Raw genomic sequence first — 25,642 nt, forward strand, 5'->3', positions numbered from 1 at the left:
ATTCCAGTGGCGCACAACTTCACGCCGCCCACCACCTGAAGGTAAAAGCAACGTTGCAGAGACTATGCCTTCATGTTTTGAAGTCAATACTTCGGGTGCTGTGATTTTTGAGCATGGGCGTGTCGTGATGTGTTCAAGACTTGAACGCTGATAAGAGACGACCCGTCAGGGAATGTCAGGAGCCCTGGCTTCCCCGGCTTCCCTGGCCCTGGCTCAGCCGCTGGCTGATGACCTTCGACACCCCGTCGCCCTGCATGGAGACGCCGTACAGCGCGTCGGCGACCTCCATCGTGCGCTTCTGGTGCGTGATCACGATGAGCTGCGAGGCCTCCTGGAGCTCCCGCATGATGCGGATCAGGCGCTGAAGATTGGTGTCGTCCAGAGCCGCCTCCACCTCGTCCATCACATAGAACGGGCTGGGCCGCGCCTTGAAGATGGCGACGAGGAGGGCCACCGCGGTCAGGGACCGCTCGCCGCCCGAGAGCAGGCTGAGCCGCTTCACCTTCTTGCCCGGCGGGCGGGCCTCGACATCGACACCCGTCGTGAGCATGTTCTCCGGGTCGGTCAGCACGAGGCGTCCCTCGCCGCCCGGGAACAGCCGGCTGAAGACGCCCTCGAACTCGCGCGCCGTGTCCCGGTAGGCCTCGGTGAAGACCTGCTCCACACGCTCGTCGACCTCCTTCACCACTTGAAGCAGGTCGGCGCGGGTCTTGCGCAGGTCCTCCAACTGCTCGCTGAGGAACTTGTGGCGCTCCTCAAGGGCCGCGAACTCCTCGAGAGCCAGCGGGTTGACCTTGCCGAGCTGCTGGTACGCGCGCTCCGCGGACTTCAGCCGCTTCTCCTGCTCCGAACGGACGAAGGGACGCGGCTTGTTGCGCGGGTGCTCCGGGTCCTCGGGCAACTCCTCGCCCTCGGCGGGGAGCGAGGGCGGCACGAGCTGGTCGGGACCGTAGTCCGCGACGAGTCCGGCCGGTTCGACACCGAGTTCCTCCAGCGCCTTGGTCTCCAGCTGCTCGATCCGCAGCCGCTTCTCGGCGCCGAGTACCTCGCCCTTGTGGACCGAATCCGTCAGTTTGTCGAGTTCTTCCTTGAGCGCGCGGCCGCGGGCCCGCTCGGCGCCCAGCTCCTGCTCCCGCGCTGCCTTCGCCCGCTCGGCGAGGGTCCGCTCCTCGTCGGCCCGGGTGATGGACACCTCGACGTGCGCGAGCAGCTGCCGGGTGCCGGAGGCGACGGCCTCGGCGACGGCGGCCTCGTACTGGCGGCGGGCGCGCTGCCGCTCGGCACGCGCGCGTGCGTCCCGCTCGGCGCGGGCCGCCCGGTCGAGCGAGTCGGCCCGCCCCGCGAGCCCCTTGACCCGCTCCTCGTGCGTACGTACCTGGAGGCGCGCCTCCATCTCCGTCTGCCGCGCGTTGGCCCCGTCGGCGGACAGGCGGTCGCGCACGGAGGTGTCGGGTTCCTCGTCGGCGGGCATCTCCTCGGCCACCGCGAGCCGCTCGGCCAGCTCCTCGGCGTCCTGCACCGCCTTCTCCAGCGCGTCCTGCGCCTTGGCCGCGGCGGCGGCGCTGCGTTCCGCCTCGCCGGCGGCGCCGCGCGCCTGTCCCGCGAGTCGGCCGAGCTGTTGGGCGCGACCGGAGCGCTCGCGCTCCATGACCCGCTGCTGCTGCCCCAACTCCTCGACGAGCGCCGCGCATTCGCCGCGCCGCTCGGCCGCGGCGTGCTGCGCCTCGGCCCACTGTTCGCACCGGGCCGCCAGCTCCTCCAGCTCGGCGGCGGCCTCGTCGACGGACGCCTGCACCTCCAGGAGGCTGGGCGCCCCGGCCGACCCGCCGTGCGCGAAGTGCGCGCCGAGCAGGTCGCCTTCGGCGGTGACCGCGGTCAGCTCGGGTCGCGCGTAGACCAGGTCCTCGGCGTCCTCCAGCGTTCCTACGACGACGATGTCGCGCAGCAGGCGGCGGACAGCGGGCATCAACTCGGCGGGGCCGCGGATCAGCTCCGCTGCGGGTGGGGGGTTCCGGGTGGGTCGGGGTTCGCCCTGAACCGCAGGGTTCGCGGCACCGCCGGGGCTCTGCCCCAGACTCCGCGCCTCAATCGCCGGCGGGGCTTGATCGGCGGGGGCCGGGTCCGACGTCAGCAGCAGGGACGCCCGTCCACCGTCCTGTTTGCGCAGCAGGCGGATCGCTTCGGCGGCCGCCGTGGGCGTGGTCACCGCGATGGCGTCGGCCGCCGCGCCGAAGGCCGCCGCGATCGGCACCTCGTACCCCGGCTCGACCGACAGCAACTCGGCGGCGGGGCCGAGCAGCCCGGTAAGACGTTCCTTCGCGCCGAGCAGCGCGCCCGTGCCGTCCTTGCGCCGCAGTCCGAGCGCGAGCGCCTCGTGCCGGGCCGCGAGCGCCGCGCGCTTGCGCTCCCCGGACGTGGCGGCCTCCCGCGCCGCGCTCAGCGCGGCCTCCGCCTCGGCGAGCGCCGCCTTGGCCTCCTCGTGCCGCGCGGACAGCTCCTCGTCACCGGCGTCGAGCCCGTCGACCTCGGCCCGCAGCTGCTCGTACTCCTCCTGCGCGGCGGACGCCCGCTGCTGCGCCTCGTCGCGGGACGCGGCGAGGCGATCGATCTCGGACTGCGCGGAAGCGGCCCGCGAACGCGCGGCGTTGACCTGCCCCTGAAGGCGGGCGAGGCCCTCGCGCCGGTCGGCGATGGCCCGCGCGACGTCCTTGAGGCGACGCTCCTCGACCGCCAGTTCCCGCTCGAGGTCGGACCGGTGCGCGACCGTCTCGTCCAGCGCGATCTGCGCCGCCTCGAGCGCCGCTTCGAGCTCGGCCTCCTGCTCGCGCACCCGCGCGGCCTCGCGCTCCAGGTCCTCGGGGTCGCGCCCGCGGCGCTCCTCCGCGGGAGCCGATGTGGCGCTCTTGACCCGGGCGTCGGCCAGCGACACCGTTCCGCGCACCCGCTCGGCCAGCTGCGACAGCTCGTACCAGGACTGCTGAGCCCGCTGGAGCCGGGGCGTCAACTGCCGGACCGCGTCCTCCAGGTGCCCCTCGCGCAGCAGCGCCTTCTTCAGCTCGTCCTCGGCGTTCGCCTTGCGCCGCTTCAGCTCCGCCTCGTCGGCGACCTCGGCGCTGAGCGCTCCCCTGAGGCGTACGAGATCGTCAGCCACCAGCCGCAGCCGCGCGTCGCGCAGGTCCGCCTGGATGACGGCGGCGCGCCGCGCGACGGCGGCCTGTCTGCCCAGCGGCTTCAGCTGCCGCCTCAACTCTTCGGTGAGGTCCTGTACGCGGGAGAGGTTGGCCTGCATCGCGTCCAGCTTCCGCAGCGCCTTCTCCTTGCGCTTGCGGTGCTTGAGGACGCCCGCGGCCTCCTCGATGAAGGCGCGTCGGCCCATGGGGTCGGCGTGCAGCACACCGTCCAGCTGGCCCTGGCCGACGATGACGTGCATCTCGCGGCCGATGCCGGAGTCCGACAACAGCTCCTGGATGTCGAGCAGACGACAGGTGTCGCCGTTGAGCTGGTACTCGCTGCCGCCGTTGCGGAACATGATCCGCGTGATGGTGACCTCGGCGTACTCGATGGGCAGCGCGCCGTCGGAGTTGTCGATGGTGAGCGAGACCTCGGCGCGGCCGAGCGGTGGCCGCCCGGTCGTGCCGGCGAAGATGACGTCCTCCATCTTGCCGCCGCGCAGCGATTTGGCGCCCTGCTCGCCCATGACCCAACTGAGCGCGTCCACGACATTGGACTTGCCGGAACCGTTGGGACCCACGACGCAGGTGATGCCCGGCTCGAACCGCAGTGTGGTGGCCGAGGCGAACGATTTGAACCCGCGCAGGGTCAGGGCCTTGAGGTGCACGCCGTCGGACTCTACCGGGCGCCCCTGTCTCACTCCATGAACCCACGGTTTCACCCGTGAACATGCAGGGCACATCTGACGTAAAGAACGTCAGGGAAACGGTGCGCGGGGGCGCCTGAAGGCACGGCCGGAAAGAAAAAAGGGACGCCGAAGCGTCCCTTGGGCAACTCTGTTGTGCGGCTGGTTACGGACGGCTGCCCGACCACCTACGTCGCTGATGGTGGTCAGGTGAGCGCAGGCTCCGCCTGGGGTACGTCGATACCCTCGATGAGAGAGTCGTGAGAAGCGGCAGCCGCGAGCGCGTCATTCTCGGCCTGGATGCGGCCGAGCTCGGATTCGAGGTCCTGGACGCGCTGCTGGAGCCGTCGCATCTCGGCGAGAAGTCGCGGGTCGCTGCCGCCGACGTAACCGAGAAGCGCCTTTGCCATGATGGATGGTCCTCCACAATGCGTGACCGACCGATGCGGTGTGGGTCGTGAGGGAATCGCACCCGCGGTGCTTGGCACTTCTTGTATTACTGCCGTTCCCACATGCCAAACAGCTAAGGTGCGCGGGGACTTCCAGAGTCTCACCAAAAAGTTTGACGGTCAACACGATCACGCCCCGTATTGGCGGGCAAACCGGGGGCTTCGCGCCGCAGAACCTGCGGTACGGCCTCGCGCTCGGGGCCCGGGGGCGTGGAGATCATCCGTTCCCGCGGAGCTTGCCACGAGGTCCCCGTTCTTGGCAACCACCAGGGCGTTTCTGCCGCACGCAGGTGCCTTCGGCACGTCCCGCACCACCCCACCCGCGCCCGCCTGCGGTGACGGCTCAGCGGATGGCGAACCCGTCGTAGCCGCCGCGGGGCGTGTCCCAGATCTCAGTCACTCCGTCGACCCTGCCGGGTGTGTCGTCGCCATGGAGCCAGTCGAGCAGTTGCTGACATCCGCCGCGCGGTCCTTCCGCGACCACCTGGACACGCCCGTCGTCCAGATTGAGAGCAAAACCACTCAGTCCGCCGATCTCCAGCGCACGTGCACGGGTGAACCACCGAAAACCCACACGTTGGACGCGTCCCCGCACCCAGGCGGTGAGTCGTACTTCTTCGTTCATGGGTGCACGCTAACCGGCCAAAAGCACTCGGAGCACTTCGCCCACTGGGGAGTTGGGGTAGCGTCCCCGACCATCGAACCTCACTCGTACGGGTGAGAAGCACGCACCACAGTGACGACCGCGAGGACCAGAGAACCAGGAAGGCCAGGACATGGGACGCCACCGACGCTCCGCCGCCGGCCGCCCGCACGCGAGCGACTTCGCGCAGGGCTACGCGGAGTACCCGCCGCCCCCCTCGCCTCCCGCACCGGCCGGCGCCTCCCACCACCGCAAGAAGCGCGACGGCGTCCCGCTGCGCACCGGTCTGCTCGGCGCCTCGGCCGCGGTCGCGATGGGCGCGGTCGCGGTGACCACGGGACTGATCCCCGGGGGCGGCGGCTTCACGTTCGGCGGCGACGGCAGCAAGGTGCAGGCCGCCGACTCCCCCGATGTCACGGCGCAGGGCGGCACGACGGGCACGGTCGACGACCGGGCGCCGTCCGCGGCGAGCCGCGACAGGGAGCGCTCCACCCCTTCCGCGACACCGTCCCGGTCCGCTTCGAGCGCCGCGCCCCGGTCCTCCGAACCGTCGAAGCGCACGCAGCCGTCCCGCACCTCCGACGAAGGCAGCGGTGGCGGCAGCGGTACGAGGACGAGGAGCGCGAGCCCGGCGGCCCCCGCACCGTCGTCGCCCGCGCGGACGAAGGCACCCTCCGGTGCGGGCGGCGGCTCGGCGACGACGTCGGAGAAGGCGGCGTCGGCCCAGGTGCTCACGCTCGTCAACCAGGAGCGTTCCAAGGTGGGTTGCTCCCCGGTGACGGCGGACGGCGGCCTCGCCTCGCTCGCCACGGCGTTCAGCGACGACATGGCCGCGCGGGACTTCTTCGACCACACGGACCCGGACGGGGCGACGCCCTGGGACCGCGCCAAGAAGGCGGGCATCACGGACCTCGGCGGCGAGAACATCGCCCGCGGCCAGGCCAACGCCCAGTCGGTCATGGACTCCTGGATGAACAGCCCCGGCCACAAGGCGAACATCCTGAACTGCGACTTCAAGACCTTGGGCGTCGGCGTGCACTTCGGCTCGGGCGGGCCGTGGTGGACGCAGGACTTCGGCTACTGAGCCGCTACGCGACGGTGGTCCGCGGCGGACGCTGGCAGCGCGGGCAGTAGTAGCTGGACCGATTCATCCACGGGCGCCGACGCATGGGGGTCGTGCACCGACGGCACGGCAGCCCTTCACGCCCGTACGCGTCCAGCGACCGGTCGAAGTATCCCGACTCCCCGTTCACATTCACGTACAGGGAGTCGAAGCTCGTCCCGCCGACGCTCAGCGCGGCGTTCATCACGTCCCTTACGTGGCCCAGGAGTTCGGCCGTGCGGGGGCGGGTGAACGTCGCCGTGGGGCGCTCGTAGTGCAGCTTCGCGCGCCACAGTGCCTCGTCCGCGTAGATGTTGCCGACGCCGCTGATGAGGGACTGGTCGAGCAGGGCCCGCTTGATGGTGCTGCGCTTCGCGCGCAGCGCGGTGTGGAACGCGGCGTCGTCGAAGAGCGGGTCGAGGGGGTCCCGGGCGATGTGCGCGATGACGTCGGGCAGGCCGTCGTCGTCCGTGTCGTGCAGCGAGAGCCCGCCGAAGGTGCGCTGATCGACGAAGCGCAGCTCGGTGGCGAGGTCGTCGTCGAAGCGGACGCGGATGCGCAGGTGCTTCTCGTCGGGGGCGTCGTGCGGCTGCACCAGGAGCTGGCCGCTCATGCCGAGGTGGGCGAGGACGGAGGTGTGCGTGCCCTCCAGCGGCAGCCACAGGTACTTGCCGCGGCGGCTCGGTTCGCCGATCGTCTGCCCCTTGAGCCGGGACGCGAAGTCCTCGCCGCCCGCGATGTGCCGGCGCACGGAGCGCGGATGCAGGACCTCGGCCTCCGCGACGGTCCGCCGCGCCACCCACCGCGCGAGCCCACGCCGCACGACTTCCACTTCGGGCAGCTCTGGCACAGGGATCCTCCGGGCGGGGGTGGGTGGACTGGGGGCATCCTAAGCCCCTGCGGCGATTGAGCAACGGGTCCGGAGCGGAGCCCCGATCTTTCCAGCCCCGCCGGCGATTGAGGCGCGGGGCCAGGGGCGGAGCCCCGATCTTTCCAGCCCCGCCGGCGATTGAGGCGCGGGGTCCGGGGCGGAGCCCCGTGGCGTCGGGGAAATGCGAAGCCCGCCCCTCCGGGGTGACCGGTGGGACGGGCTCAGGAAGCGGAGCGGTTACGCTCCGGGAGCCGTATCAACGGCCTCCGCAGCCTCCGCCCGCTCATCCGCGGCAGCGCGAATCGCACGCCACGCGGACTCAGCGGCCTGCTGCTCCGCTTCCTTCTTGCTGCGGCCGGTGCCGGTGCCGTACGAGACGCCTCCGACGCGGGCGGCAGCAGTGAAGGTCTTCTCGTGATCCGGGCCGGTCTCGGAGACCAGGTACTCGGGCACGCCGAGTCCCTCCGTCGCCGTCAGCTCCTGGAGACTGGTCTTCCAGTCCAGGCCGGCACCGAGATTCGAGGACTTCTCGATGAGCGGGTCGAACAGCCGGTGGACGAGTTCGCCCGCCGCGTCCAGACCCTGGTCCAGGTACACCGCACCGATCACCGCTTCAAGGGTGTCGGCGAGAATCGACGCCTTGTCCCGGCCGCCCGTGCCCTCTTCGCCCCGGCCGAGCCGGATGAAGGAGCCCAGGTCGAGCCCGCGGCTGACCTCCGCAAGTGCACGCGAATTGACCACCGCGGCCCGCAGCTTGGCCAGTTGGCCTTCCGGCAGGTCGGGGTGGGTCCGGTAGAGAGTGTCGGTGACCACGAGGCCGAGGACCGAGTCGCCCAGGAACTCCAGGCGCTCGTTCGTCGGCAGGCCGCCGTTCTCGTACGCGTACGAACGGTGCGTCAGCGCACGCACCAGAAGGGCGGACTCGAGCTTGTACCCGAGCCGCCCTTCCAGAAGCGTATGGGACGAGGCTGTGGTGTCCACCTTTTTCTTGGCGTCATCCGCCTTCTTGGGGCTCGACACTGTGCCTCTCACCAGCCGCTCAGACCTCGAGGACCTGGCGCTTGTTGTAGGTGCCGCAAGCCGGGCACGCGATGTGCTGCAGCTTGGGCTCCTGGCAACGCTCACACGAAACCAGGGTGGGGACCGCAGCCTTCCACTGCGACCGGCGGTGGCGCGTGTTGCTGCGCGACATCTTCCGCTTCGGAACAGCCACGGCTACTTCTCCTGCTTCTCGTCGACGCCCGCTTGCGCTTCGGCGCCGCTCATCTCGTCCTTCTCGCCGTCCTGGATGGATTCAGCGAGTCCCTGCAAAGCCGCCCAACGGATGTCGACGGCGTCGTGGTGGTGGCCCGGCTCGTCCGAGAGCCGCACTCCGCACTCGGAGCACAGACCCTCACAGTCTTCCTGGCACACCGGCTGCATCGGCAGTGCGAGCACCACCGCATCACGCAGCACCGGCTCGAGGTCGAACAGGCCGTCCTCGAGAAAGAGCCTGTCCTCGTCTTCCTCGGCGTCGTCGGCCGGCTCCGCTTTCACACGGCCCCGGTCGTCGGCGTCAGGGTACGAGAACATCTCCTGGAAGTCCGCATCGACCTCTTGGACGAGCGGCTCCAGACACCTTACGCACTCCCCCTTGGCCGATGCACGGGCGGTGCCTGTGACAAGCACCCCTTCCATGACCGACTCCAGGCGGAGGTCGAGCTCCACCGGGGCGCCTTCCGGCACCTCGATGACTCCCAGGAGGCCGAACTCCTTGGGAGCGTCGATCGTGCGGGACAGCCGCTGCATGGCACCAGGACGCCGACCCAGCTCGTGCGTATCGAACACGAACGGGTTGCGGTGGTCGAGGTGGGTGTTCAGGGCTGGTCCTGCTTTCGTTCTTCGAAGCTCATGTGGGGATTGCCGCCCCGAATTTCCGGGCAGCTCGGAACGCACGTGCTACGCGCGACCGAAGAACCAGGGTACTGGACCTTTCGCTCACGGCCCAATCTGCCCCCGGGGGCCGGTACGGGACCGGCTCAGCACCCCTGCTCGTACTGCCGCATCTGCTCCAGGCTGATCATGCTCGTGTCGAAGAGACTCGTCTCGTCGAGCGCGCCGTCCTGGGCCTGCGGCTGTTGCTGCTGGGGGTCCTGCTGGTGCTGCTGGTACGCGTACGGGTCCTGCTGCTGGTGCTGCTGCTGATACGCGTACGGGTCCTGCTGGTACGCCGCGTACGGGTCCTGCTGATAGGTGCCGTACGCGTCCTGCTGGGCATAGGGCTGCTGCTGGTAACCGCCGCCGTACGGGTCCTGGCCCTGCTGCGCGTACGCGGGCGCGGGCTCGGGGGCCTGCGCCGGGATCTGGGGGACCTGCGGCTGCTGCGGCATCTGCGGGGGCTGCGCCGCGGCCGGCTGCGGGGTCTGGCCGCCGCCGATCTCGGCGAGGCCCGCGAGGTAGTCGGCGTCGCTGGTGTGCGACTGCCCCTCGCCGTCCACGGCCAGCGTGCCGAGGTCGTCGCTCGCGATGCGGCCGTGCAGCTTCTGCCGGCCCTTGCCGACGGCGTCCAGGGTCTTGGCGAGCACCGCCTCGAAGGCGCCGAGCTTGGTGTCCACGTACGCGTCGGCGTCGCGCCGCAGCGTCTCCGGGTCGTGGCTGCGCTCGGGGGCGTCCTCGTCCTCGTAGCCCGCCTCGTCGACGCCGGGGCCGGTGCCGAGCAGCTTCTCGCGGCCACGGCCGACCGAGCCGAGCGTCTTGTTGAGGACGACCTCGAAGTTGGCCAGCTTGGAGTCGACGTAGTCGTCGGCCTCCGCGCGGACCTCCTCGGCCTCCTGGCGGGCCTCGGCGAGGATCCGGTCCGCCTCGGCCTGGGCGCGGCGGGCGATCTCCGTGTCGGCGATCAGGGAGCCGCGCTCGGCGCGGGCGCCCTCGATGATCCGCTCGGCCTCGGCGTGGGCCTGCTCGACCATCTGCTCGCGGCCGCCGATGAGCTCCTGGGCCTGGGCGAGGGAACCGGGCAGCGCCTGGCGCACCTCTTCGAGCATCGCCAGCAGGTCGGCGCGGTTGACCACGCACGAGGCCGACATGGGCATCGAGCGCGCGCCGCCGACCGTGCTGACGATCTCGTCGAGCTTCTTCTGCACGTCCACCGTGTGCTCGCCACTCTCTCGTCTAGACGCCGGTATGGCTGGGGTGTTGGAGACGGACGAGACGACTGTAAGCCCAACGTGGACGTGCGCGTCACTTCTTGGGAAGGCGCTCCGCCAAAGCCTGGTTGACCTGCTCCGGAACCAGGTGCGAGACGTCGCCGCCCCAGGCCGCGACCTCCTTGACCAGGGAGGACGACAGGAAGCTGTACGTCGGGTTGGTGGGGACGAAGAGGGTCTCCACACCGGACAGGCCGTTGTTCATCTGGGCCATCTGCAACTCGTAGTCGAAGTCGCTGACGGCGCGCAGGCCCTTCACGATGGCCGGGATGTCGCGCTGCTTGCAGAAGTCGACGAGGAGGCCGTGGAAGGCCTCCACCTCCACGTTGCCGAACTCGGCCGTGACCTCGCGGATCAGTTCGATCCGCTCCTCGACCTCGAACAGTCCCTTCTTGGACTGGTTGATCATCACCGCGACGTGCACGACGTCGTAGAGCTTGGAGGCTCGGGCAATGATGTCGAGGTGGCCGTTGGTGATGGGGTCGAACGACCCCGGACAGACTGCGCGGCGCACGGGAAGTCCCTCGCTCTCCGGTCCGGTCATCGTGCGTCGTCGCACGTGAGGGTGGTGTTCAAGGCGGCGCGACCGTACCAAAACGTGCCCTCGCCGTAGCGACGGGACCTCAGGCCCTCGAAGCCGTCCGGCCACCGGAATTCGCCGCCTCTGGTGCTGCGTTCCACGGTGACGAGCGCTTCGTCCGCGAGCCAGCCCCCGGTGCGGAGTGTGAGCAGTATCTCGCGAAGATCGTCGTCGGAGACGGCGTACGGGGGGTCGAGAAATACCAGGTCATAGGGGGTGGTTGGGGGCGGGCCTGCGACGATTTGCTCCGCTTTTCCGGTACGCGCCTCGGCTCCGGGCAGGCCGATCGAGCGGATGTTCTCGCGGATGGTGCGGGCGGCGCGGGCGTCGGCCTCGACGAGCAGCGCGTGCGCGGCGCCGCGGGAGAGCGCCTCCAGGGCGACGGCGCCGGAGCCCGCGTACAGGTCGGCGACGCGGGTGCCGTCGAGGCTGCCGCCGAGGAGCGCCTGCCAGGTGGAGAAGAGGCCCTCGCGCGCCCGGTCGGAGGTGGGCCGGGTGCCGTTGCCCGGCGGCACCGCGAGGCGGCGTCCGCCGGCGGTTCCGGCGATCACGCGGGTCATCGCGCAGGTACGTCCTTGTCTTCCGCGGGCTTGTGGTGCGGCTCCAGTCTGTCAGGACGCCGACACACCTCGCCTGCCGGGCAGTGGGGGCCGGCCGGTCCTGCGCCACGGGGCGCCGCCCCGGCCCCCGCGCCTCAAGCGCCGGCGAGGCTGGATCCATCAAGCCCCTGCGGCGATTGAGCAGCGGGGTATGGGGCAGAGCCCCAATCTTTCGCCCCGTCCGGCGTTGCGCTCCCGGGGCTCTGCCCCGGACCCCGCGCCTCAATCGCCGGCGGGGCTTGAGGGATCAAGCCCCGCCGGCGCTTGAGGCGGCGCGGGTCAGCCCTTGTCCAGGTACTGTTCGCGTTCCTCGTCCAGGAGCGCGTCCAGCGCGATGCGCAGGGCCGGCAGGTGGTCGAGTTCGGGGTCGGCCGTGACCACTCTGGTCGCCTCCTCGCGTGCCTCGGCGATGATCTCCTCGTCCTCGATCACGGCGAGCATCCGCAGGGACGAGCGCACGCCGGACTGCGCCTGGCCCAGGACGTCGCCCTCGCGGCGCTGCTCCAGGTCGATCCGGGAGAGCTCGAACCCGTCGAGCGTGGAGGCGACGGCCCCGAGGCGGGCGCGCGCGGGGGCGGCCTCCGGCATCTCGGTGACCAGCAGGCACAGGCCCGCCGCCGAGCCCCGGCCGACCCGGCCGCGCAGCTGGTGGAGCTGCGAGACGCCGAACCGGTCGGCGTCCATGATCACCATCGCCGTCGCGTTCGGCACGTTCACACCGACCTCGATGACCGTCGTCGCCACCAGGACGTCCGTCTCCCCCGCGGCGAAGCGGCGCATCACGGCGTCCTTGTCGTCGGGCTGCATGCGGCCGTGCAGGACCTCGACCTTGAGGCCCTTGAGCGCGCCGCCTGCCAGGTCCTCCGCGACGTCGAGCACGGCGAGCGGCGGCCGCTTCTCCGCCTCGTCCTCGGCGGACTGCTTCTTGGCGGCGCCCTTCTTGGGCTTCTCGTCCTCGTCGTCGCCGATCCGGGGACAGACCACGTACGCCTGGTGCCCCTTGCCGACCTCCTCCCGTACGCGCTCCCACGCGCGCGCCAGGAAGTGCGGCTTGTCGGCGGCGGGTACGACATGGCTGGCGATCGGCGAGCGGCCGGCCGGGAGCTGGTCCAGGACGGACGTCTCCAGGTCGCCGAAGACCGTCATGGCGACCGTGCGCGGAATCGGCGTCGCCGTCATGACCAGGAGGTGCGGCGGCTGCTTGCCCTTCGAGCGCAGCGCGTCGCGCTGTTCCACGCCGAAGCGGTGCTGCTCGTCCACGACGACCAGGCCCAGGTCGTCGAAGAGCACCTTGTCCTCGATCAGCGCGTGCGTGCCGATGACGATGCCCGCCTCGGCCGTGGCCAGGTCGAGCAGGGCCTGGCGGCGGGCGGCCGTGCCCATGGAGCCGGTGAGCAGGACGACCTTGGTGGCGTGCTCGGCGCCGCCCAGCATCCCGCCCTCCGCCAGCTCGCCCATCATCTCGGTGATGGAGCGGTGGTGCTGCTGGGCGAGGACCTCGGTGGGCGCGAGCATCGCGGCCTGACCGCCCGCGTCGACGACGGCGAGCATGGCGCGCAGCGCCACCATCGTCTTACCGGAACCCACCTCACCCTGGAGCAGCCGGTGCATCGGGTGCTCCGTGGCCAAGTCGTCGAAGATCTCCTTGGAGACCTTCTGCTGGCCTTCGGTGAGTGTGAAGGGAAGCTTCGCGTCGAAGGCGGTCAGCAGCCCGTTCTCCTGCGGTACGCGCGCGACGGCCGTCAGTTGCGTCTCCGCGAACCGGCGGCGGGCGAGGGCCACTTGGAGGACGAACGCCTCGTCCCACTTGAGGCGGTCCCGGGCGGCGGCGATGTCGTCCTTCGTCTGCGGCCGGTGGATCTTCAGCAGGGCCTCGGGCAGCGGGACCAGTCCGCGCCCCTCGCGCAGCGACTCGGGCAGCGGGTCCTCGGCCTCGCGCGCGCTGGGCAGCACCAGGTCCACGGCCTTGGCGATCTTCCAGGACTCCAGCTTGGCCGTGGCCGGGTAGATCGGCAGCAGGGCGCCGGCCCACGAGCCGACGGCTTCGGCCGCCTCGTCGGAGGACTCGGCGTTGAGCAACTGGTAGGCGGGGTGCGCCAGTTGCATCTTCCGGTTGAAGACCGATGCCTTGCCCGCGAACATCGCGCGCGTGCCGGGCAGCAGGTCCTTGTGCGGCTTGTGGATGCCGCGGCCGAAGAAGACGAGCTGGAGCTGGCCGCTGCCGTCGGTGATGGTGACTTCGAGGCGCTGGCCCCTGCCGCCGTTGAACTTCAGGATGCGGGCGGTCGCGACCTGCGCGACGACCGTCACGTGCTCGTCGAGCGGCAGGTCCGCGAGGCGGGTGAGCTCGCCCCGCTCCGCGTATCTGCGCGGGTAGTGGTGGAGCAGGTCACCGACCGTGTGCAGGCCTAGATGCTCGGCCATCACCTTCGCGGTGGCGGGGCCGAGCACCTTCTTCAGTGGTTCTTCGAGCGCGGGCACGAGATCCATTGCACACCACGCCACTGACAATCACCGCCCTCCCCCGCGAACACCGGGGTCGACGGGTCTCACCAGCGCGGCACCGCCGGGTCGAACTCCGGCCGGAAGCGGCGCATGTAGGAGGTGTCGTCGCGCTCGCGGATACCGCAGGCGAGGTACTGCTCGTGCAGCCGGGCGAGCGCGTCGCGGTCGAGCTCGACGCCGAGGCCGGGGGCCGTGGGCACCGCGACGGCACCGTCCGCGAACGTGAGCGCGCCCGGCACGACCACGTCCTCGGCCGGGTCCTTCCACGGCCAGTGCGTGTCGCAGGCGTAGTCGAGGTTCGGGGTGGCGGAGGCGAGGTGGGTCATGGCCGCGAGGCTGATGCCCAGATGCGAGTTGGAGTGCATGGAAAGCCCCATGCCGAACGTCTCGCAGATCGCGCCGAGCCGCTGGGACCTGCGGAGCCCGCCCCAGAAGTGGTGGTCGGAGAGCACCACCTGGACGGCGTCCTGGCGCACGGCGGGCGGCAGGTGCTCGAAGGCGACCACGCACATGTTGGTGGCGAGCGGCATCGACACCTCGCGGGCGACGCGGGCCATGCCCCCGATCCCGGGTGTCGGGTCCTCCAGGTACTCGACGACACCGTCGAGCTCCTGCCCCACCTTGACCGAACTGGCCACGCTCCAGGCGCCGTTGGGGTCGAGGCGGAGCGGCAGCCCGGGGAAGGCGGCGCGCAGCGCCCGGACGGCCTCGATCTCCTCCTCGGGCGGGAGGACGCCGCCCTTCAGCTTGATCGCGCCGAACCCGTACGCGTCGATGATGCGCCGCGCCTGGCGCACCAGTCCGTCCGGGTCGAGTGCGGCGCCCCACTCGTCGTCATCCTGTCCGGGGTGGCCCGCCCACTTGTAGAAGAGGTACGCGCTGTAGGCGACGCGGTCGCGCACGGCGCCGCCCAGCAGGTCGCTCACCGGCCGGCCGACGACCTTGCCCTGAAGGTCGAGCGCGGCGACCTCGAAGGGCGGGACGACCCGGTCGGCGAGCGAGCTGTCGGTCACCATTCCGCTCATCCCGTGCCCGCCCACGCCGCTGTCGGAGGCGAGCGACTCGTTGACGGCGCGCCAGAGGCCGTTGAGGTCGAAGACATCGGTGCCGATGAGGTGTCGGCCCGCCCGTTCCAGGCGGTGCAGGTGCGGCAGGTCCCCGTAGGACTCGCCGAGCCCGCACAGACCGCTGTCGGTCGTCACCTCGACGACCGAGCGCAGCGCGAACGGCTCGTGCACGCCTACGGAGTTGAGCAGCGGAAGGTCACGGAAGGCCACCGGCGTCACGCGCACCCCGGTGATCCGGTGCTTCTCGGCGACTGGGGCGGTGTCCGGCATGGCGGGATCGTGCCACGGTCCACGTATGTAGACAAGACTTCTGTACGTGACCCAGTGGCTGGTTCAGCGGCTCTTCTACTCGACGCCGATCAGCATCAGCGCCGACTGCCGCCCGCCGCGGTACACCACCGTGTCCACCGCCAGGTAGGACTCCCGCACGTACTGTTCGAGCCCGGCCGCGACCTCGTCGGAGACCTCCTCGCCGAGGACGAGCGTGACGAGCTCGCCGCCCGCCGCCAGCATCCGGTCGAGGACCGTGCGGGCCGTCGCGGGAACCTCGCCGCCGATCACCGCCACGTCCCCGTCGATGAGGCCGAGGACGTCGCCCGCCTGGCAGATGCCCGCCATGGTCCACGACTGCCGCTCGGCGACGGCCAGTTCGCCGTACCGGGTCGCCCCCGCGGCCGAGGTCATCGCCACGACGTCCTCGTCGAAGCGCCGGTCGGGCTCGTGGACGGCGAGCGCGGCGATGCCCTGGACCGCCGAGCGGGTCGGGATGAGCGCGATCCGCAGACCCTCGGAGCGGGCCTGCTCGGCCGCCGCGGCGGCGGTGTGCCGCAGCTCGGCGTCGTTCGGCAGCAGCACCACCTCGCGCGCGTGGGCCCGCCGTATCGCGTCGACCAGTTCCCCGCTGGCGGGCGGCTCCCCCGGCCGGTCGGGCACGGTCGTGGCGCCCGCCTCCCGGTAGAGCCCCGCGAGCCCGTCGCCCGGCACGACCGCCACCACGGCACGCTGTGCGCGCTCGGGCGGCGCCGAGGCGTGCGTCGCGTGCACGTCACCGAGTCCGAAGTGGGTGATGCGGATGCGGTACGGGCGCCCGGCCTCGACGCCCGCCTCCACGGCCGCACCCGCGTCGTCCACGTGCACGTGGACGTTCCACAGGCCGTCCCCGCCGACGACGACGAGCGAGTCCCCGAGGGCGTCGAGCCGGGTCCGCAGCCGGGCCACCGCCTTGTCGTCCGCTTCCAGCAGGTAGATGACCTCGAAGGCGGGGCCCGCCGCACCCTCGTCCTCGGGGCATTCGAGCAGCACGCCATCGGGAACGGCGTCCACGCGCGCGTGGGTGCCCGCTCCCCGGCGGCGCACCGGCGCCGCCTCCCCCGAGACCGCCTCGCTCAGCGCCCCCAGGACGGCCACGAGCCCCCGCCCACCCGCGTCCACGACCCCGGCGCTGCCCAGGGCCGCGAGCTGCCCCGGCGTCGCGTCGAGCGCCACACACGCGCCTTCGTACGCGGCCCGGACGACGTCCCGGCAGTCCCCGTCGACCGCAGAGGCGGCCGCCGCGGCCGCCGTCGCCACGGTCAGGACGGTGCCCTCCACGGGGTGGGCGACCGCCTCGCGCGCGGCCTCGGCGGCCCGGCCCAGCGCGAGCCGCAGGGCGTCCGCGTCGGCGCCCGTGACGTGATCTCCCTCACCGGATCCGCCCCCGGCGAGGACCTGGGCCATGCCCCGGAGCAGCTGCGCGAGGATCGTCCCGGAATTGCCGCGGGCGCCTATGAGGGCGCCGTGCGCCATGGCGCGCATCACTTCGGGGAGCGCGGGAGCGGTCGGCTCGGGGCCCGCCTCAAGGCCGGCGAAGACCGCTTCGACCGCCTGGTGCGCGGACTCGAGGGTCAGATAGAGGTTGGTGCCGGTGTCCCCGTCGGCCACCGGATACACGTTGATCGCGTCTATCTCGGCCCGGTCGCGGCCGAGCGCCTCCAGGGCGAGTGAGCACCAGGCGCGCACCGCGATCACGTCGAGCACCTGCGGCACCTGCGCCTCCTCGAGCAGCTGGACTGGCACCGCAGAGTAGACCGCGGAAGGTGAGCGTCCGGAAAGAGGGCCCGGCCCGAAAGCCGCTCCCGACCTGGTCCGGAGCCCGGGCGGGGCCTCTCATCAGCCATGGTAGTTTCGTTCTACCGACGCAGCCGTTGTATGCTGCTCGGGTTGCCCGATATCCGTCGGGCCATCCCCTGGCACCGCCACTCAGATCCTCCGATCCTGATCCCGGCATGCCGGGATCAACCGTAAGTGCATCTGAAGTCTTTGGAGTGACCCGTGGCTGCCAACTGCGACGTCTGCGGCAAGGGGCCGGGCTTCGGCAACAACATCTCGCACTCGCACCGCCGTACGCCCCGTCGCTGGAACCCCAACATCCAGCGTGTGCGTGCAGTGGTCAGTGGGACGCCGAAGCGCCTCAACGCCTGCACCTCGTGCATCAAGGCCGGCAAGGTCTCGCGCTGACGTAACGCTTAGCGCGGCCACCTAGCTGGTTGCTTGAAATGAGCCGGTCCCCTCGGGGACCGGCTCATTTCTTTGTTCACGCCCGCCGGAGCAGACCCGGCGCGGGCCCCCGCCCGCACCCGCGCCTCACGACTCGATCTCGTACCCGTCCCCGAAGTGGTCCCAGCCGCCCTGGTTCGTCCAGGGCGCCCCGTCCACGGTCACCTGGGACAGCGCGGAGGGGCCGAGGACCTCGCCGATCACCTTCCAGCGGGCGGGCAGCTTCACGGACGGCGGGAAGGTGGCCACGATCGCGTGGTCCTCGCCCCCGGACAGCACCCACTGGAGCGGGTCGACGCCGACGGCCTGGCCGATGTCGCTCATCTGCGAGGGCACGTCCACCTGCCCCGACTTGATGTCGATGCGGACCTTGCTCGACTCGGCGATGTGGCCGAGGTCGGCGATGAGCCCGTCGCTCACGTCACACATGGCGGTGGCGCCGAGCCCGGCCGCCGCGGGACCCGCGTGGTACGGCGGTTCGGGGCGGCGGTGCGCCTCCACGAAGGCGCGGGGCGAGCGGAAGCCGCGGGAGAGCACCGCGTAGCCGGCGGCGGACCAGCCGAGCCAGCCGGTCACGGCCACGACGTCGCCGGGCTGTGCGCCGGCCCGGGTCACCGGTTCGTGGCCCTGCATGTCGCCGAGCGCGGTGATCGCCACGGTGATCGTGTCGCCGCGCACGACATCGCCGCCGACGACGGCGGCGCCGGCCACCTGGCACTCGTCGCGCAGCCCGTCCATCAGCTCCGACGGCCAGGACGCGGGCAGCTCGGCGGGCACCACGAGGCCGAGGAGCAGCGCGGTGGGCACGGCGCCCATGGCCGCGATGTCGGCGAGGTTCTGCGCTGCGGCCTTGCGCCCGACGTCGTACGCGGTGGACCAGTCGCGCCTGAAGTGCCGGTTCTCCAGCAGGACGTCCGTGCTGGCGACGACCCTGCGGTCCGGCGCGGCGATCACGGCGGCGTCGTCGCCGGGACCGATGCGTACGGCCGGGGTGGTGGTGAGCCGAGAGGTCAGCTCTCGGATGAGGCCGAACTCCCCCAACTCGCCGACGGTGCCCTTCATGCGCGTGCTGCCCTTTCTGCCCCGGTTCGCTGCCGACCGCCAGGGCCGTCTGCCCCGGCCCGCTTGCGGTCGCGGGCCGTCTCTGTCATGGGTACGGTTCTTGTCACGGGCCTGCCTTCCACGTCCGCCCGGCGCCACAGCCGCCACCGGGTCTCCCCGCGACGAGCGGTGACGCGATAACGTGGCGTCCCTTCTCCCCACATGATCCGCGTGATGATCCTCGTGGCCGCCCTGGAGGTTCCGTGGTACAGGCGTACATCCTGATCCAGACCGAAGTAGGCAAGGCGTCGACCGTCGCCGAGCTGATCGGGAAGATTCCAGGAGTGATCCAGGCCGAGGACGTCACCGGCCCCTACGACGTGATCGTGCGCGCCCAGGCCGACACGGTCGACGAACTCGGCCGCATGGTGGTCGCCAAGGTCCAGCAGGTGGACGGCATCACGCGCACTCTGACCTGCCCGGTCGTCCACCTGTAGTCCCCGTCTACGCTGTGCCGGTGAAGTCATATCGTCACCGGATCCGGCACGGCCGGCTGAGCCGCCTGTCCATCGCGGTGCCCTCGCTCTCCTTGCTGATCGCCACCGCGGGCTGCGCTTCGACGGACGAGGCGCCTAAGGCGGCGGTTCCCACTCCGGACGCGAAGGCCGCCAAGCTGTGCCGGAACCTGGACAAGGTCCTGCCGGAGAAGGTCGACGGACTCGAGCGCAATGATCCCGAACCGGGCTCGGAGCTCACCGCGGCGTGGGGAAGCCCCGCGATCATACTGCGCTGCGGCGTGCCGTGGCCCGACGCGGCGTTGAAGACGAGCAGCAACACGGCGACCATCGACGGCGTCGGCTGGGTCGCGGACGAACTCGACGACGGCGCGCAGCGCATGACGACGGGCGGCCGCCTCGCCTACGTAGAGGTGACGATCCCCAAGGACGAGGTGACCAAGAACGGGGCGGGCTCCCTGGTCGACCTGGCGGGCCCCATCAAGAAGGCGATCCCCAAGGGGATCGCCGACTAGAACGCCTGTCATGGAAACCGCGGTCTACCGCAGTCCGGTCGACCGTCGCAGTGCCGCCTGGATGAGCCGGTCCACCAGCTCCGGGTAGCCGACCCCGGTCTCCTGCCACATCCGCGGGTACATGGAGATCGGCGTGAAGCCCGGCAGGGTGTTGATCTCGTTGATGACGAACTCCCCTTCCTCGTCGAGGAAGAAGTCCGCCCGCACGAGCCCCTCGCAGGACATGGCCTCGAAGGCGTCGACGGCGAGCCTGCGGACCTCGGCGGTCTGCTCCTCGCTCAGCGGCGCGGGCACGATGCCGGCCGCGGAGTCGATGTACTTCGCCTCGAAGTCGTAGAACGCGTGGGAGTCGGCCGGCGGGATCTCGGCCGGGACGGAGGCGCGCGGCCCGTCCTCGAACTCCAGGACCCCGCACTCGATCTCGCGCCCGACGATGCCCGCCTCGACGATCACCTTCGGGTCGTGCTCACGGGCGGTCTCGATCGCCTCGTCGAGGCCCTCGAAGGAGTCGACCTTCGTGATGCCGATCGACGAGCCCGCGCGCGCGGGCTTGATGAACAGCGGCCAGCCGTGGTCCCCGACGAAGTCGGCGACGCGGCGCCGGGCGCCGTCCTGATCCTGCTCCCACTCGCGGGGCCGGATCACCAGGTAGGGACCCACCTTCAGTCCGAAGGACGTGAAGATGCGCTTCATGTACTCCTTGTCCTGGCCGACGGCCGAGGAGAGCACACCGCAGCCGACGTACGGGGTTCCGGAGAGGTCCAGGAGACCCTGGATGGTGCCGTCCTCGCCGTACGGGCCGTGCAGCACGGGGAAGACGACGTCGACCTCGCCGAGGGCCTTGGGGACGGATCCCGGCTCGTTGTAGACGACTTCGCGGGAGCCCGGGTCGACCGGGAGGACCACGCCGCCCTCGGGCGACTCGGCGAGATCGGCGACGTCCGGCACCCGGCGGTCGGTGATGGACATCCGCTCGGGATCGTCCGCCGTCAGCGCCCAACGGCCCTCACGCGTGATGCCGACCGGCAGCACGTCGTACTTGGAGCGGTCGATGGCGCGCAGCACGGCGCCCGCCGTGACCACGGATACGCCGTGCTCGGAGCTGCGGCCACCGAAGACGACGGCCACGCGCGGCTTGGGCCCACCTGCGGTGGACGCAGGGCTCTGGGGGAGGTTCTCGCTGCTCATATCGCGTTGAGCGTACCTGCTGGTAGTACGAGAGTCAGCGCCCGCAGAGCCTCGCCGTGCCGCCGTCGCTCAGCGTCGTTCCGGCTTGGCGGAGCGCGACATGAGCTCCTTCACCGCGACGACCGGGGACTTGCCCTCGTGGACGATCGCGACGACGGTCTCCGTGATGGGCATGTCGACGCCGTGACGGCGCGCCAGATCGAGCACCGACTCGCAGGACTTGACGCCCTCCGCGGTCTGCTTGGTGACCGCGATCGTCTCCTGAAGGGTCATGCCCTTGCCGAGGTTCGTGCCGAACGTGTGGTTGCGCGACAGCGGCGAGGAGCAGGTGGCCACCAGGTCGCCGAGGCCCGCGAGACCGGAGAACGTCAGCGGTTCCGCGCCCATGGCGAGCCCGAGCCGTGTCGTCTCCGCGAGCCCGCGCGTGATGAGCGAGCCCTTCGTGTTGTCGCCGAGCCCCATGCCGTCCGCGATGCCGACGGCGAGCCCGATCACGTTCTTGACCGCGCCGCCGAGCTCGCAGCCGACCACGTCGGTGTTGGTGTACGGCCTGAAGTACGGGGTGTGGCAGGCGACTTGGAGCCGCTGGGCCACGGACTCGTCGCGGCAGGCGACGACCGCCGCGGCGGGCTGCCGGGCGGCGATCTCGCGCGCGAGGTTGGGGCCCGTGACGATCGCGATGCGGTCCTCGCCGACCTTCGTGACGTCCTCGATGACCTCGCTCATGCGCATCGCCGAGCCGAGCTCGACGCCCTTCATGAGCGAGACGAGGACCGTGTCGGGAGCGAGCAGCGGCGCCCACTCCCCCAGGTTCTGGCGCAGCGTCTGCGAGGGCACGGCGAGCACCGTGAAATCGGCGTCCGCGGCGGCCTGTGCCGGGTCGGAGGTGGCCCGCACGTTCTCCGGGAGCTCCACGCCGGGCAGGTAATCCGGGTTCGTGCGCGTGGAGTTGACGGCCTCGGCGAGCTCGGCGCGCCGGGCCCAGAGGGTGACGTCGCAGCCCGCGTCCGCGAGCACCATCGCGAAGGCGGTGCCCCAGGAGCCGGTGCCGAAGACGGCGGCCTTCACGGGTCGGGTCACTTGCTGCTCTCCTCGCTCGTACCGCTCGTACCGCTCGCTGCCGAACTGCCGGTCCCGGCCTGCGACTTGCCGCTGCCCGCCTGTAGCTTGCGGCGCTGCTCGATGCGCGCCTCACGCGGGTCGTAACGCTTCTGCGGGGCCTTCTCGCCGCGCAGCACCTCCACCTCGGCGGTGATCGCGGTCATGATGACCTCGGTCACCTCCTTCAGGAGGTCCGGCGTGATCTCCCTGTCGTAGTACGCCGAGAGGTCGACGGGTTCACCGGCGAGCACATGGTGCGTCTTGCGCGGGAAGAAGTCCGGCTTCTTGGAGTACGGCGCGAGCGCTTCCGTGGCACCCCACTGGCCGACCGGAATCACCGGGCATTTCGTCTGAAGGGCCACGCGCGCGACACCGGTCTTGCCGGTCATCGGCCACAGTTGAGGGTCGCGGGTAAGCGTTCCTTCGGGATAGAAGGCCACGCACTCGCCGCGCTCCACCGCGTCGATCGCGGCACGGAAGGCGCTCAGCGCGTTCGTGGACTCGCGATAGACGGGAATCTGCCCCGTGCCCCGCATCGCGGCGCCCACGAACCCCTTCCTGAAGAGGCCGTGCTTGGCGAGGAAACGCGGGACCCGTCCCGTGTTGTACTGAAAGTGGGCGTAGAGGAACGGGTCCAGATGCGAATTGTGGTTGACCGCGGTGATAAAGCCTCCGTCGGCCGGAATGTTCTCCATTCCGCGCCAGTCCCGCTTGAACAGAACCACCAGCGGTGGTTTGCAGAGGACCGCGGCGAAGCGGTACCAGAAGCCGATTCTGCGGCGGGACACTCGGACACCTTCCTCTAAGGGGGTCTACGGGCGCACAAGTGTCGCCCCCGACCACCGGTCTGTCGAGAACACCGTACGCCCGCACCGACGGCCGCACCTCATGCACAGGTCACAATGGGCGCGTGCAGTGGACCCTGGTGATACCGCTGAAACCGCTGGTGCGGGCCAAGAGCAGACTGGCCCCGACGGCGGGAGACGCCCTGCGCCCAAGTCTCGCCCTGGCGTTCGCCCAGGACACCGTCGCCGCAGCGGGGGCCTGTGCGGTGGTGCGGGATGTGGTGGTCGTCACGGACGATTCCCGCGCGGGGCGCGAACTGGCGGCCCTCGGCGCCCACGTGGTCCCGGACAGCCCGCAGGCGGGCCTCAACGCAGCTCTGGCACACGGAGCGGCCGCCGTGCGTTCCGGGCGCCCGGCCGCGGCCCTCGCCGCCCTGAACGCCGATCTGCCGGCTCTGCGCCCATCGGAATTGGCCCGTGTTCTCACGGCGGCCGCCGCATTTCCCCGCGCATTTCTGCCCGATGCCGCCGGAATCGGCACGACGCTGTTGTCCGCGGCCCCCGGCACGGAATTGCTGCCCGCATTCGGCGGGGCCTCGCGCGCCCGGCACACCGCGTCCGGCGCCGCGGAACTCCCCCTCGAAGACGTCCACTCCGTACGCCAGGACGTCGACACCGGCGAGGACCTGCGGGCGGCGCTCGCCCTGGGCGTGGGCCCGCACACCGCGAGGGCCGCGGCGGGGCTCCTCATCCCGGACTGAATCCCGTACGGAACGACGGGCACGATCACGTACTGAGTACGCTGCCCGTATGCAGGCCACCGCTTACACGTACGACTCCGAAACCCGTGCCGGCAGCGTCCTTCTGGACGACGGCACGCCCGTCTCCTTCGACGCCGCCGCCTTCGACGCGGGCGGCCTGCGGCTGCTGCGTCCCGGCCAGCGGGTGCGCATCGAGGTCCAGGGCGAGGGCGACGCGCGGCGGATCACCCTGGTGACCCTGCAAACCTTCTGAACCCTTCCGAAAACCCCTGTGGGCCCCGCGGGGCCCCTGAACACACCGCGGGCCGGTCTCCCCGGAGGGAGCCCGGCCCGACGCGTGAGCAACCTTGTGGCGTACGCCCGAGAAGCGACTTACTTCTTGCGGGCGGTGGCCTTCTTGGCGGTGGTCTTGCGCGCCGTCGACTTCTTGGCGGGCGCCTTCTTGGCGGTGGCCTTCGTGGCGGGCGCCGTCTTCTTCGCGGTCGCCTTCTTCGCCGGGGCGGCCTTCTTGGCGGTGGTCTTCTTCGCCGTGGCCTTCTTGGCGGTGGTGGCCTTCTTGGCCGGGGCCGCCTTCTTGGCCGGAGCCGCCTTCTTGGCGGTGGTCTTCTTCGCCGTGGCCTTCTTGGCGGCGGCGGTGGTCTTCTTCGCCGTCGTCTTCTTGGCGGTGGTCTTCTTGGCCGTGGCCTTCTTGGCGGCCGCCTTCTTGACCGTCGCCGAAGCGCCGCCGCTCAGGCTGCCCTTGGGCGCCTTCTTGACCGCGACGTCGTTCTTCGGGAGCTTCTTCGAACCCGCGACGAGGTCCTTGAAGCCCTGACCCGCGCGGAAACGCGGCACCGAGGTCTTCTTGACGCGGACCCGCTCGCCGGTCTGCGGGTTGCGGGCGTAGCGGGCCGGGCGGTCGACCTTCTCGAACGAGCCGAAGCCCGTCACCGAGACGCGGTCACCGCTGACCACGGAACGCACGATGGCGTCGAGTACTGCGTCGACGGCGTCAGCGGCCTGCTGACGGCCGCCGACCTTGTCGGCAATGGCTTCTACGAGCTGCGCCTTGTTCACGTCTTCCCCTTCGGAGACATTGCCGGAACGAATCTCTTTCGCACCGGCTTTTTCGCACGTTAGGCAGATATATACCGCAAATCAAACGCGAAACGGGCTAATCACCCTTGTGCCGCAACGAACTGGGCAGTCTCAGAGTTCCTCTTCAGTGATCGAGCCCTCTTCGAAGTCGTCGAGGTCCGCCATGAATCGCTCCAGACGCCTTGCCGCACCGGCGAGATCGTGTTTGGCCGCGGCCGTGACGGCCAGCAGCTTCCGGGTCAGCGCCATCCGTACGCCCTCCGGGACTTGCAGTGTGCGCACTCTGGCGTGCGCTTCCTTGAGTTGGTCCGCGACCGCCGCGTACAGCTGGAGTTGGCCGTCGTGTTCCATGCACAGATTGTGCCATCTGGGGCGAGTTGTCGCCTCCGCAGGGTGCAACTCCCGCCCCAGAAGGCCCTTCTGGAGCCTTTCGCGGCGTGCCCGCCGCGAGTGGCGCCGAAGCACGCGTACCCCCGGAACACCCCTGGTATTCAAGGGAGTTGGGACACCTCGACAGACCCCCGCGCGGGCCCCGGGAGGGCGTTTGGAGCCGCACACAGAAGTACCCCCAACCGGTGCACGATTGGGGGTACGGGGCCCTGTGGAAGTGGCCTGAATAAGCCTTGCCCGGCTACGGATCCGTTAGCGAGCCGTAGGAGTCCGGTCGGCTCAGACCTGGATCGTCTGCGGCTTGAAGGCGGGGCGCTTCGCCTCGTAGGCGGCGATGTCGTCCTCGTTGCGCAGCGTGATGCTGATGTCGTCCAGGCCGTTCAGCAGCCGCCAGCGGGAGTTCTCGTCCAGCTCGAAGGACGCCGTGACGCCCTCGGCCCGAACTTCGCGCTCCTGGAGGTCGACCGTGATCTCGGCCTGCGGGTCGTTCTCCACCAGCTCCCACAGCTGGTCCACGACCTTCTGGTCGAGAACCACGGTCAGCAGACCGTTCTTGAGGGAGTTGCCGCGGAAGATGTCCGCGAAGCGGGAGGAGATGACGGTCTTGAACCCGTAGTTCTGGAGGGCCCAGACGGCGTGCTCACGGGAGGAACCGGTGCCGAAGTCGGGACCGGCCACCAGAACGGTGGCACCCTCGCGCTCGGGCTTGTTGAGCACGAACTCGGAGTCCTTGCGCCAGGCCTCGAACAGCCCGTCCTCGAACCCGTCCCGCGTCACCTTCTTGAGCCAGTGGGCGGGGATGATCTGGTCGGTGTCGACGTTGCTGCGGCGCAGCGGGACGGCCCGGCCGGTGTGCGTGGTGAATGCTTCCATGACT

General features: G+C 70.6%; 26 protein-coding genes. 6 read left to right on the plus strand and 20 right to left on the minus strand.

Translation table 11 applies throughout. The annotated features are described in order from the left end of the window. Positions 1 to 175: 175 nt before the first annotated feature. The 3 genes from smc to ACNYS0_RS13210 all read right to left on the minus strand — a co-directional run bounded on the left by smc (position 176) and on the right by ACNYS0_RS13210 (position 4,930). Positions 176 to 3,838 (minus strand): chromosome segregation protein SMC, encoded by a 3,663-nt coding sequence (gene smc / locus ACNYS0_RS13200; protein ID WP_422473469.1) that lies wholly within the window; start codon positions 3,836 to 3,838, stop codon positions 176 to 178. A 224-nt stretch (positions 3,839 to 4,062) separates the two neighbouring features. Further along, complete coding sequence (locus ACNYS0_RS13205) at positions 4,063 to 4,266, minus strand: hypothetical protein (RefSeq protein WP_306318751.1); 204 nt, start codon at positions 4,264 to 4,266, stop codon at positions 4,063 to 4,065. A gap of 382 nt (positions 4,267 to 4,648) precedes the next feature. Then, positions 4,649 to 4,930: an acylphosphatase gene (locus ACNYS0_RS13210; protein ID WP_385761237.1), complete on the minus strand. Its 282-nt coding sequence runs from the start codon at positions 4,928 to 4,930 to the stop codon at positions 4,649 to 4,651. A 151-nt stretch (positions 4,931 to 5,081) separates the two neighbouring features. On the opposite strand from ACNYS0_RS13210, the gene ACNYS0_RS13215 reads away from it, so the two are divergent. Next, positions 5,082 to 6,032: a CAP domain-containing protein gene (locus tag ACNYS0_RS13215; RefSeq protein ID WP_422473471.1), complete on the plus strand. Its 951-nt coding sequence runs from the start codon at positions 5,082 to 5,084 to the stop codon at positions 6,030 to 6,032. 4 nt (positions 6,033 to 6,036) lie between these two features. Here ACNYS0_RS13215 and mutM read toward each other — a convergent pair whose 3' ends face one another. From mutM to ACNYS0_RS13265, 10 genes are all read right to left on the minus strand, one after another. After that, positions 6,037 to 6,900 (minus strand): bifunctional DNA-formamidopyrimidine glycosylase/DNA-(apurinic or apyrimidinic site) lyase, encoded by an 864-nt coding sequence (gene mutM, locus ACNYS0_RS13220; RefSeq protein ID WP_422473473.1) that lies wholly within the window; start codon positions 6,898 to 6,900, stop codon positions 6,037 to 6,039. 258 nt (positions 6,901 to 7,158) lie between these two features. Further along, the gene (rnc, locus tag ACNYS0_RS13225; protein ID WP_422473475.1) at positions 7,159 to 7,953 is read right to left on the minus strand and encodes a ribonuclease III; all 795 of its coding nucleotides are present in this window, start codon (positions 7,951 to 7,953) and stop codon (positions 7,159 to 7,161) included. Positions 7,954 to 7,960: 7 nt separating this feature from the next. After that, entirely contained in the window at positions 7,961 to 8,134 is a 174-nt protein-coding gene (gene rpmF / locus ACNYS0_RS13230) for a 50S ribosomal protein L32 (RefSeq protein WP_030361955.1), read from the minus strand. 2 nt (positions 8,135 to 8,136) lie between these two features. After that, the gene (locus tag ACNYS0_RS13235) at positions 8,137 to 8,781 is read right to left on the minus strand and encodes a YceD family protein (protein ID WP_266718907.1); all 645 of its coding nucleotides are present in this window, start codon (positions 8,779 to 8,781) and stop codon (positions 8,137 to 8,139) included. A gap of 158 nt (positions 8,782 to 8,939) precedes the next feature. Further along, positions 8,940 to 10,049: an ATP synthase F0 subunit B gene (locus ACNYS0_RS13240; protein WP_422473477.1), complete on the minus strand. Its 1,110-nt coding sequence runs from the start codon at positions 10,047 to 10,049 to the stop codon at positions 8,940 to 8,942. A 91-nt stretch (positions 10,050 to 10,140) separates the two neighbouring features. Further along, the gene (coaD, locus tag ACNYS0_RS13245) at positions 10,141 to 10,620 is read right to left on the minus strand and encodes a pantetheine-phosphate adenylyltransferase (protein ID WP_385761251.1); all 480 of its coding nucleotides are present in this window, start codon (positions 10,618 to 10,620) and stop codon (positions 10,141 to 10,143) included. A gap of 26 nt (positions 10,621 to 10,646) precedes the next feature. Beyond that, the gene (gene rsmD, locus ACNYS0_RS13250; protein ID WP_422473479.1) at positions 10,647 to 11,246 is read right to left on the minus strand and encodes a 16S rRNA (guanine(966)-N(2))-methyltransferase RsmD; all 600 of its coding nucleotides are present in this window, start codon (positions 11,244 to 11,246) and stop codon (positions 10,647 to 10,649) included. 318 nt (positions 11,247 to 11,564) lie between these two features. After that, entirely contained in the window at positions 11,565 to 13,775 is a 2,211-nt protein-coding gene (gene recG, locus ACNYS0_RS13255; RefSeq protein ID WP_422473481.1) for an ATP-dependent DNA helicase RecG, read from the minus strand. Positions 13,776 to 13,834: 59 nt separating this feature from the next. After that, positions 13,835 to 15,127 (minus strand): glucarate dehydratase family protein, encoded by a 1,293-nt coding sequence (locus ACNYS0_RS13260; RefSeq protein WP_422473482.1) that lies wholly within the window; start codon positions 15,125 to 15,127, stop codon positions 13,835 to 13,837. A 75-nt stretch (positions 15,128 to 15,202) separates the two neighbouring features. Further along, positions 15,203 to 16,912: a DAK2 domain-containing protein gene (locus tag ACNYS0_RS13265; protein ID WP_422473484.1), complete on the minus strand. Its 1,710-nt coding sequence runs from the start codon at positions 16,910 to 16,912 to the stop codon at positions 15,203 to 15,205. Between the two features lie 255 nt (positions 16,913 to 17,167). Here ACNYS0_RS13265 and rpmB point away from each other — a divergent pair, with 255 nt between their 5' ends. After that, a complete protein-coding gene (gene rpmB / locus ACNYS0_RS13270; protein ID WP_016642993.1) occupies positions 17,168 to 17,353 on the plus strand; it encodes a 50S ribosomal protein L28 in 186 nt (61 codons plus the stop codon). Positions 17,354 to 17,479: 126 nt separating this feature from the next. Here rpmB and ACNYS0_RS13275 read toward each other — a convergent pair whose 3' ends face one another. Next, positions 17,480 to 18,454 (minus strand): thiamine-phosphate kinase, encoded by a 975-nt coding sequence (locus tag ACNYS0_RS13275; protein WP_385761263.1) that lies wholly within the window; start codon positions 18,452 to 18,454, stop codon positions 17,480 to 17,482. A 242-nt stretch (positions 18,455 to 18,696) separates the two neighbouring features. Here ACNYS0_RS13275 and ACNYS0_RS13280 point away from each other — a divergent pair, with 242 nt between their 5' ends. Next, entirely contained in the window at positions 18,697 to 18,930 is a 234-nt protein-coding gene (locus ACNYS0_RS13280; protein WP_016642988.1) for an Lrp/AsnC family transcriptional regulator, read from the plus strand. A 20-nt stretch (positions 18,931 to 18,950) separates the two neighbouring features. After that, a complete protein-coding gene (locus ACNYS0_RS13285) occupies positions 18,951 to 19,463 on the plus strand; it encodes a DUF3515 domain-containing protein (protein ID WP_422410163.1) in 513 nt (170 codons plus the stop codon). Positions 19,464 to 19,487: 24 nt separating this feature from the next. Here ACNYS0_RS13285 and ACNYS0_RS13290 read toward each other — a convergent pair whose 3' ends face one another. From ACNYS0_RS13290 to ACNYS0_RS13300, 3 genes are all read right to left on the minus strand, one after another. Then, a complete protein-coding gene (locus ACNYS0_RS13290; protein ID WP_422410161.1) occupies positions 19,488 to 20,651 on the minus strand; it encodes a D-alanine--D-alanine ligase family protein in 1,164 nt (387 codons plus the stop codon). A gap of 69 nt (positions 20,652 to 20,720) precedes the next feature. Then, a complete protein-coding gene (locus ACNYS0_RS13295; RefSeq protein ID WP_422473486.1) occupies positions 20,721 to 21,731 on the minus strand; it encodes an NAD(P)H-dependent glycerol-3-phosphate dehydrogenase in 1,011 nt (336 codons plus the stop codon). Next, positions 21,728 to 22,540 carry a lysophospholipid acyltransferase family protein gene (locus tag ACNYS0_RS13300; RefSeq protein ID WP_422473488.1) on the minus strand — a complete coding sequence of 271 codons (813 nt, stop codon included), beginning with the start codon at positions 22,538 to 22,540 and terminating at the stop codon, positions 21,728 to 21,730. The genes ACNYS0_RS13295 and ACNYS0_RS13300 overlap by 4 nt, the downstream gene beginning before the upstream one ends. Before the next feature lie 122 nt (positions 22,541 to 22,662). Here ACNYS0_RS13300 and cofC point away from each other — a divergent pair, with 122 nt between their 5' ends. Together cofC and ACNYS0_RS13310 are read left to right on the plus strand one after the other, a co-directional pair. After that, entirely contained in the window at positions 22,663 to 23,298 is a 636-nt protein-coding gene (gene cofC / locus ACNYS0_RS13305) for a 2-phospho-L-lactate guanylyltransferase (RefSeq protein ID WP_422473490.1), read from the plus strand. A 49-nt stretch (positions 23,299 to 23,347) separates the two neighbouring features. Then, a complete protein-coding gene (locus ACNYS0_RS13310) occupies positions 23,348 to 23,551 on the plus strand; it encodes a hypothetical protein (RefSeq protein ID WP_422410153.1) in 204 nt (67 codons plus the stop codon). A 119-nt stretch (positions 23,552 to 23,670) separates the two neighbouring features. Here the strand turns inward: ACNYS0_RS13310 and ACNYS0_RS13315 are convergent, their stop codons facing one another. The 3 genes from ACNYS0_RS13315 to leuD form a co-directional block, all read right to left on the minus strand. Next, positions 23,671 to 24,354: an HU family DNA-binding protein gene (locus tag ACNYS0_RS13315; protein WP_422410151.1), complete on the minus strand. Its 684-nt coding sequence runs from the start codon at positions 24,352 to 24,354 to the stop codon at positions 23,671 to 23,673. A gap of 132 nt (positions 24,355 to 24,486) precedes the next feature. Continuing rightward, positions 24,487 to 24,726 carry an SCO5555 family protein gene (locus ACNYS0_RS13320; RefSeq protein ID WP_266714505.1) on the minus strand — a complete coding sequence of 80 codons (240 nt, stop codon included), beginning with the start codon at positions 24,724 to 24,726 and terminating at the stop codon, positions 24,487 to 24,489. A 318-nt stretch (positions 24,727 to 25,044) separates the two neighbouring features. Then, a complete protein-coding gene (gene leuD / locus ACNYS0_RS13325; RefSeq protein WP_422473492.1) occupies positions 25,045 to 25,638 on the minus strand; it encodes a 3-isopropylmalate dehydratase small subunit in 594 nt (197 codons plus the stop codon). Positions 25,639 to 25,642: the final 4 nt, after the last annotated feature.

It is taken from the genome of Streptomyces anthophorae (assembly GCF_049310305.1).
In the GTDB taxonomy this organism is placed as follows: domain Bacteria; phylum Actinomycetota; class Actinomycetes; order Streptomycetales; family Streptomycetaceae; genus Streptomyces.

Excerpts from the sequence above, each read along its gene's own strand:
- ACNYS0_RS13215 (WP_422473471.1), top strand. The coding sequence starts at position 5,082 with ATGGGACGCCACCGACGCTCCGCCGCCGGCCGCCCGCACGCGAGCGAC.
- recG (WP_422473481.1), bottom strand. The coding sequence starts at position 13,775 with ATGGATCTCGTGCCCGCGCTCGAAGAACCACTGAAGAAGGTGCTCGGC.
- rsmD (WP_422473479.1), bottom strand. The coding sequence starts at position 11,246 with ATGACCCGCGTGATCGCCGGAACCGCCGGCGGACGCCGCCTCGCGGTG.
- ACNYS0_RS13320 (WP_266714505.1), bottom strand. The coding sequence starts at position 24,726 with ATGGAACACGACGGCCAACTCCAGCTGTACGCGGCGGTCGCGGACCAA.
- ACNYS0_RS13205 (WP_306318751.1), bottom strand. The coding sequence starts at position 4,266 with ATGGCAAAGGCGCTTCTCGGTTACGTCGGCGGCAGCGACCCGCGACTT.
- ACNYS0_RS13210 (WP_385761237.1), bottom strand. The coding sequence starts at position 4,930 with ATGAACGAAGAAGTACGACTCACCGCCTGGGTGCGGGGACGCGTCCAA.
- ACNYS0_RS13290 (WP_422410161.1), bottom strand. The coding sequence starts at position 20,651 with ATGAGCAGCGAGAACCTCCCCCAGAGCCCTGCGTCCACCGCAGGTGGG.
- ACNYS0_RS13310 (WP_422410153.1), top strand. The coding sequence starts at position 23,348 with ATGCAGGCCACCGCTTACACGTACGACTCCGAAACCCGTGCCGGCAGC.
- ACNYS0_RS13260 (WP_422473482.1), bottom strand. The coding sequence starts at position 15,127 with ATGCCGGACACCGCCCCAGTCGCCGAGAAGCACCGGATCACCGGGGTG.
- ACNYS0_RS13275 (WP_385761263.1), bottom strand. The coding sequence starts at position 18,454 with ATGAAGGGCACCGTCGGCGAGTTGGGGGAGTTCGGCCTCATCCGAGAG.
- leuD (WP_422473492.1), bottom strand. The coding sequence starts at position 25,638 with ATGGAAGCATTCACCACGCACACCGGCCGGGCCGTCCCGCTGCGCCGC.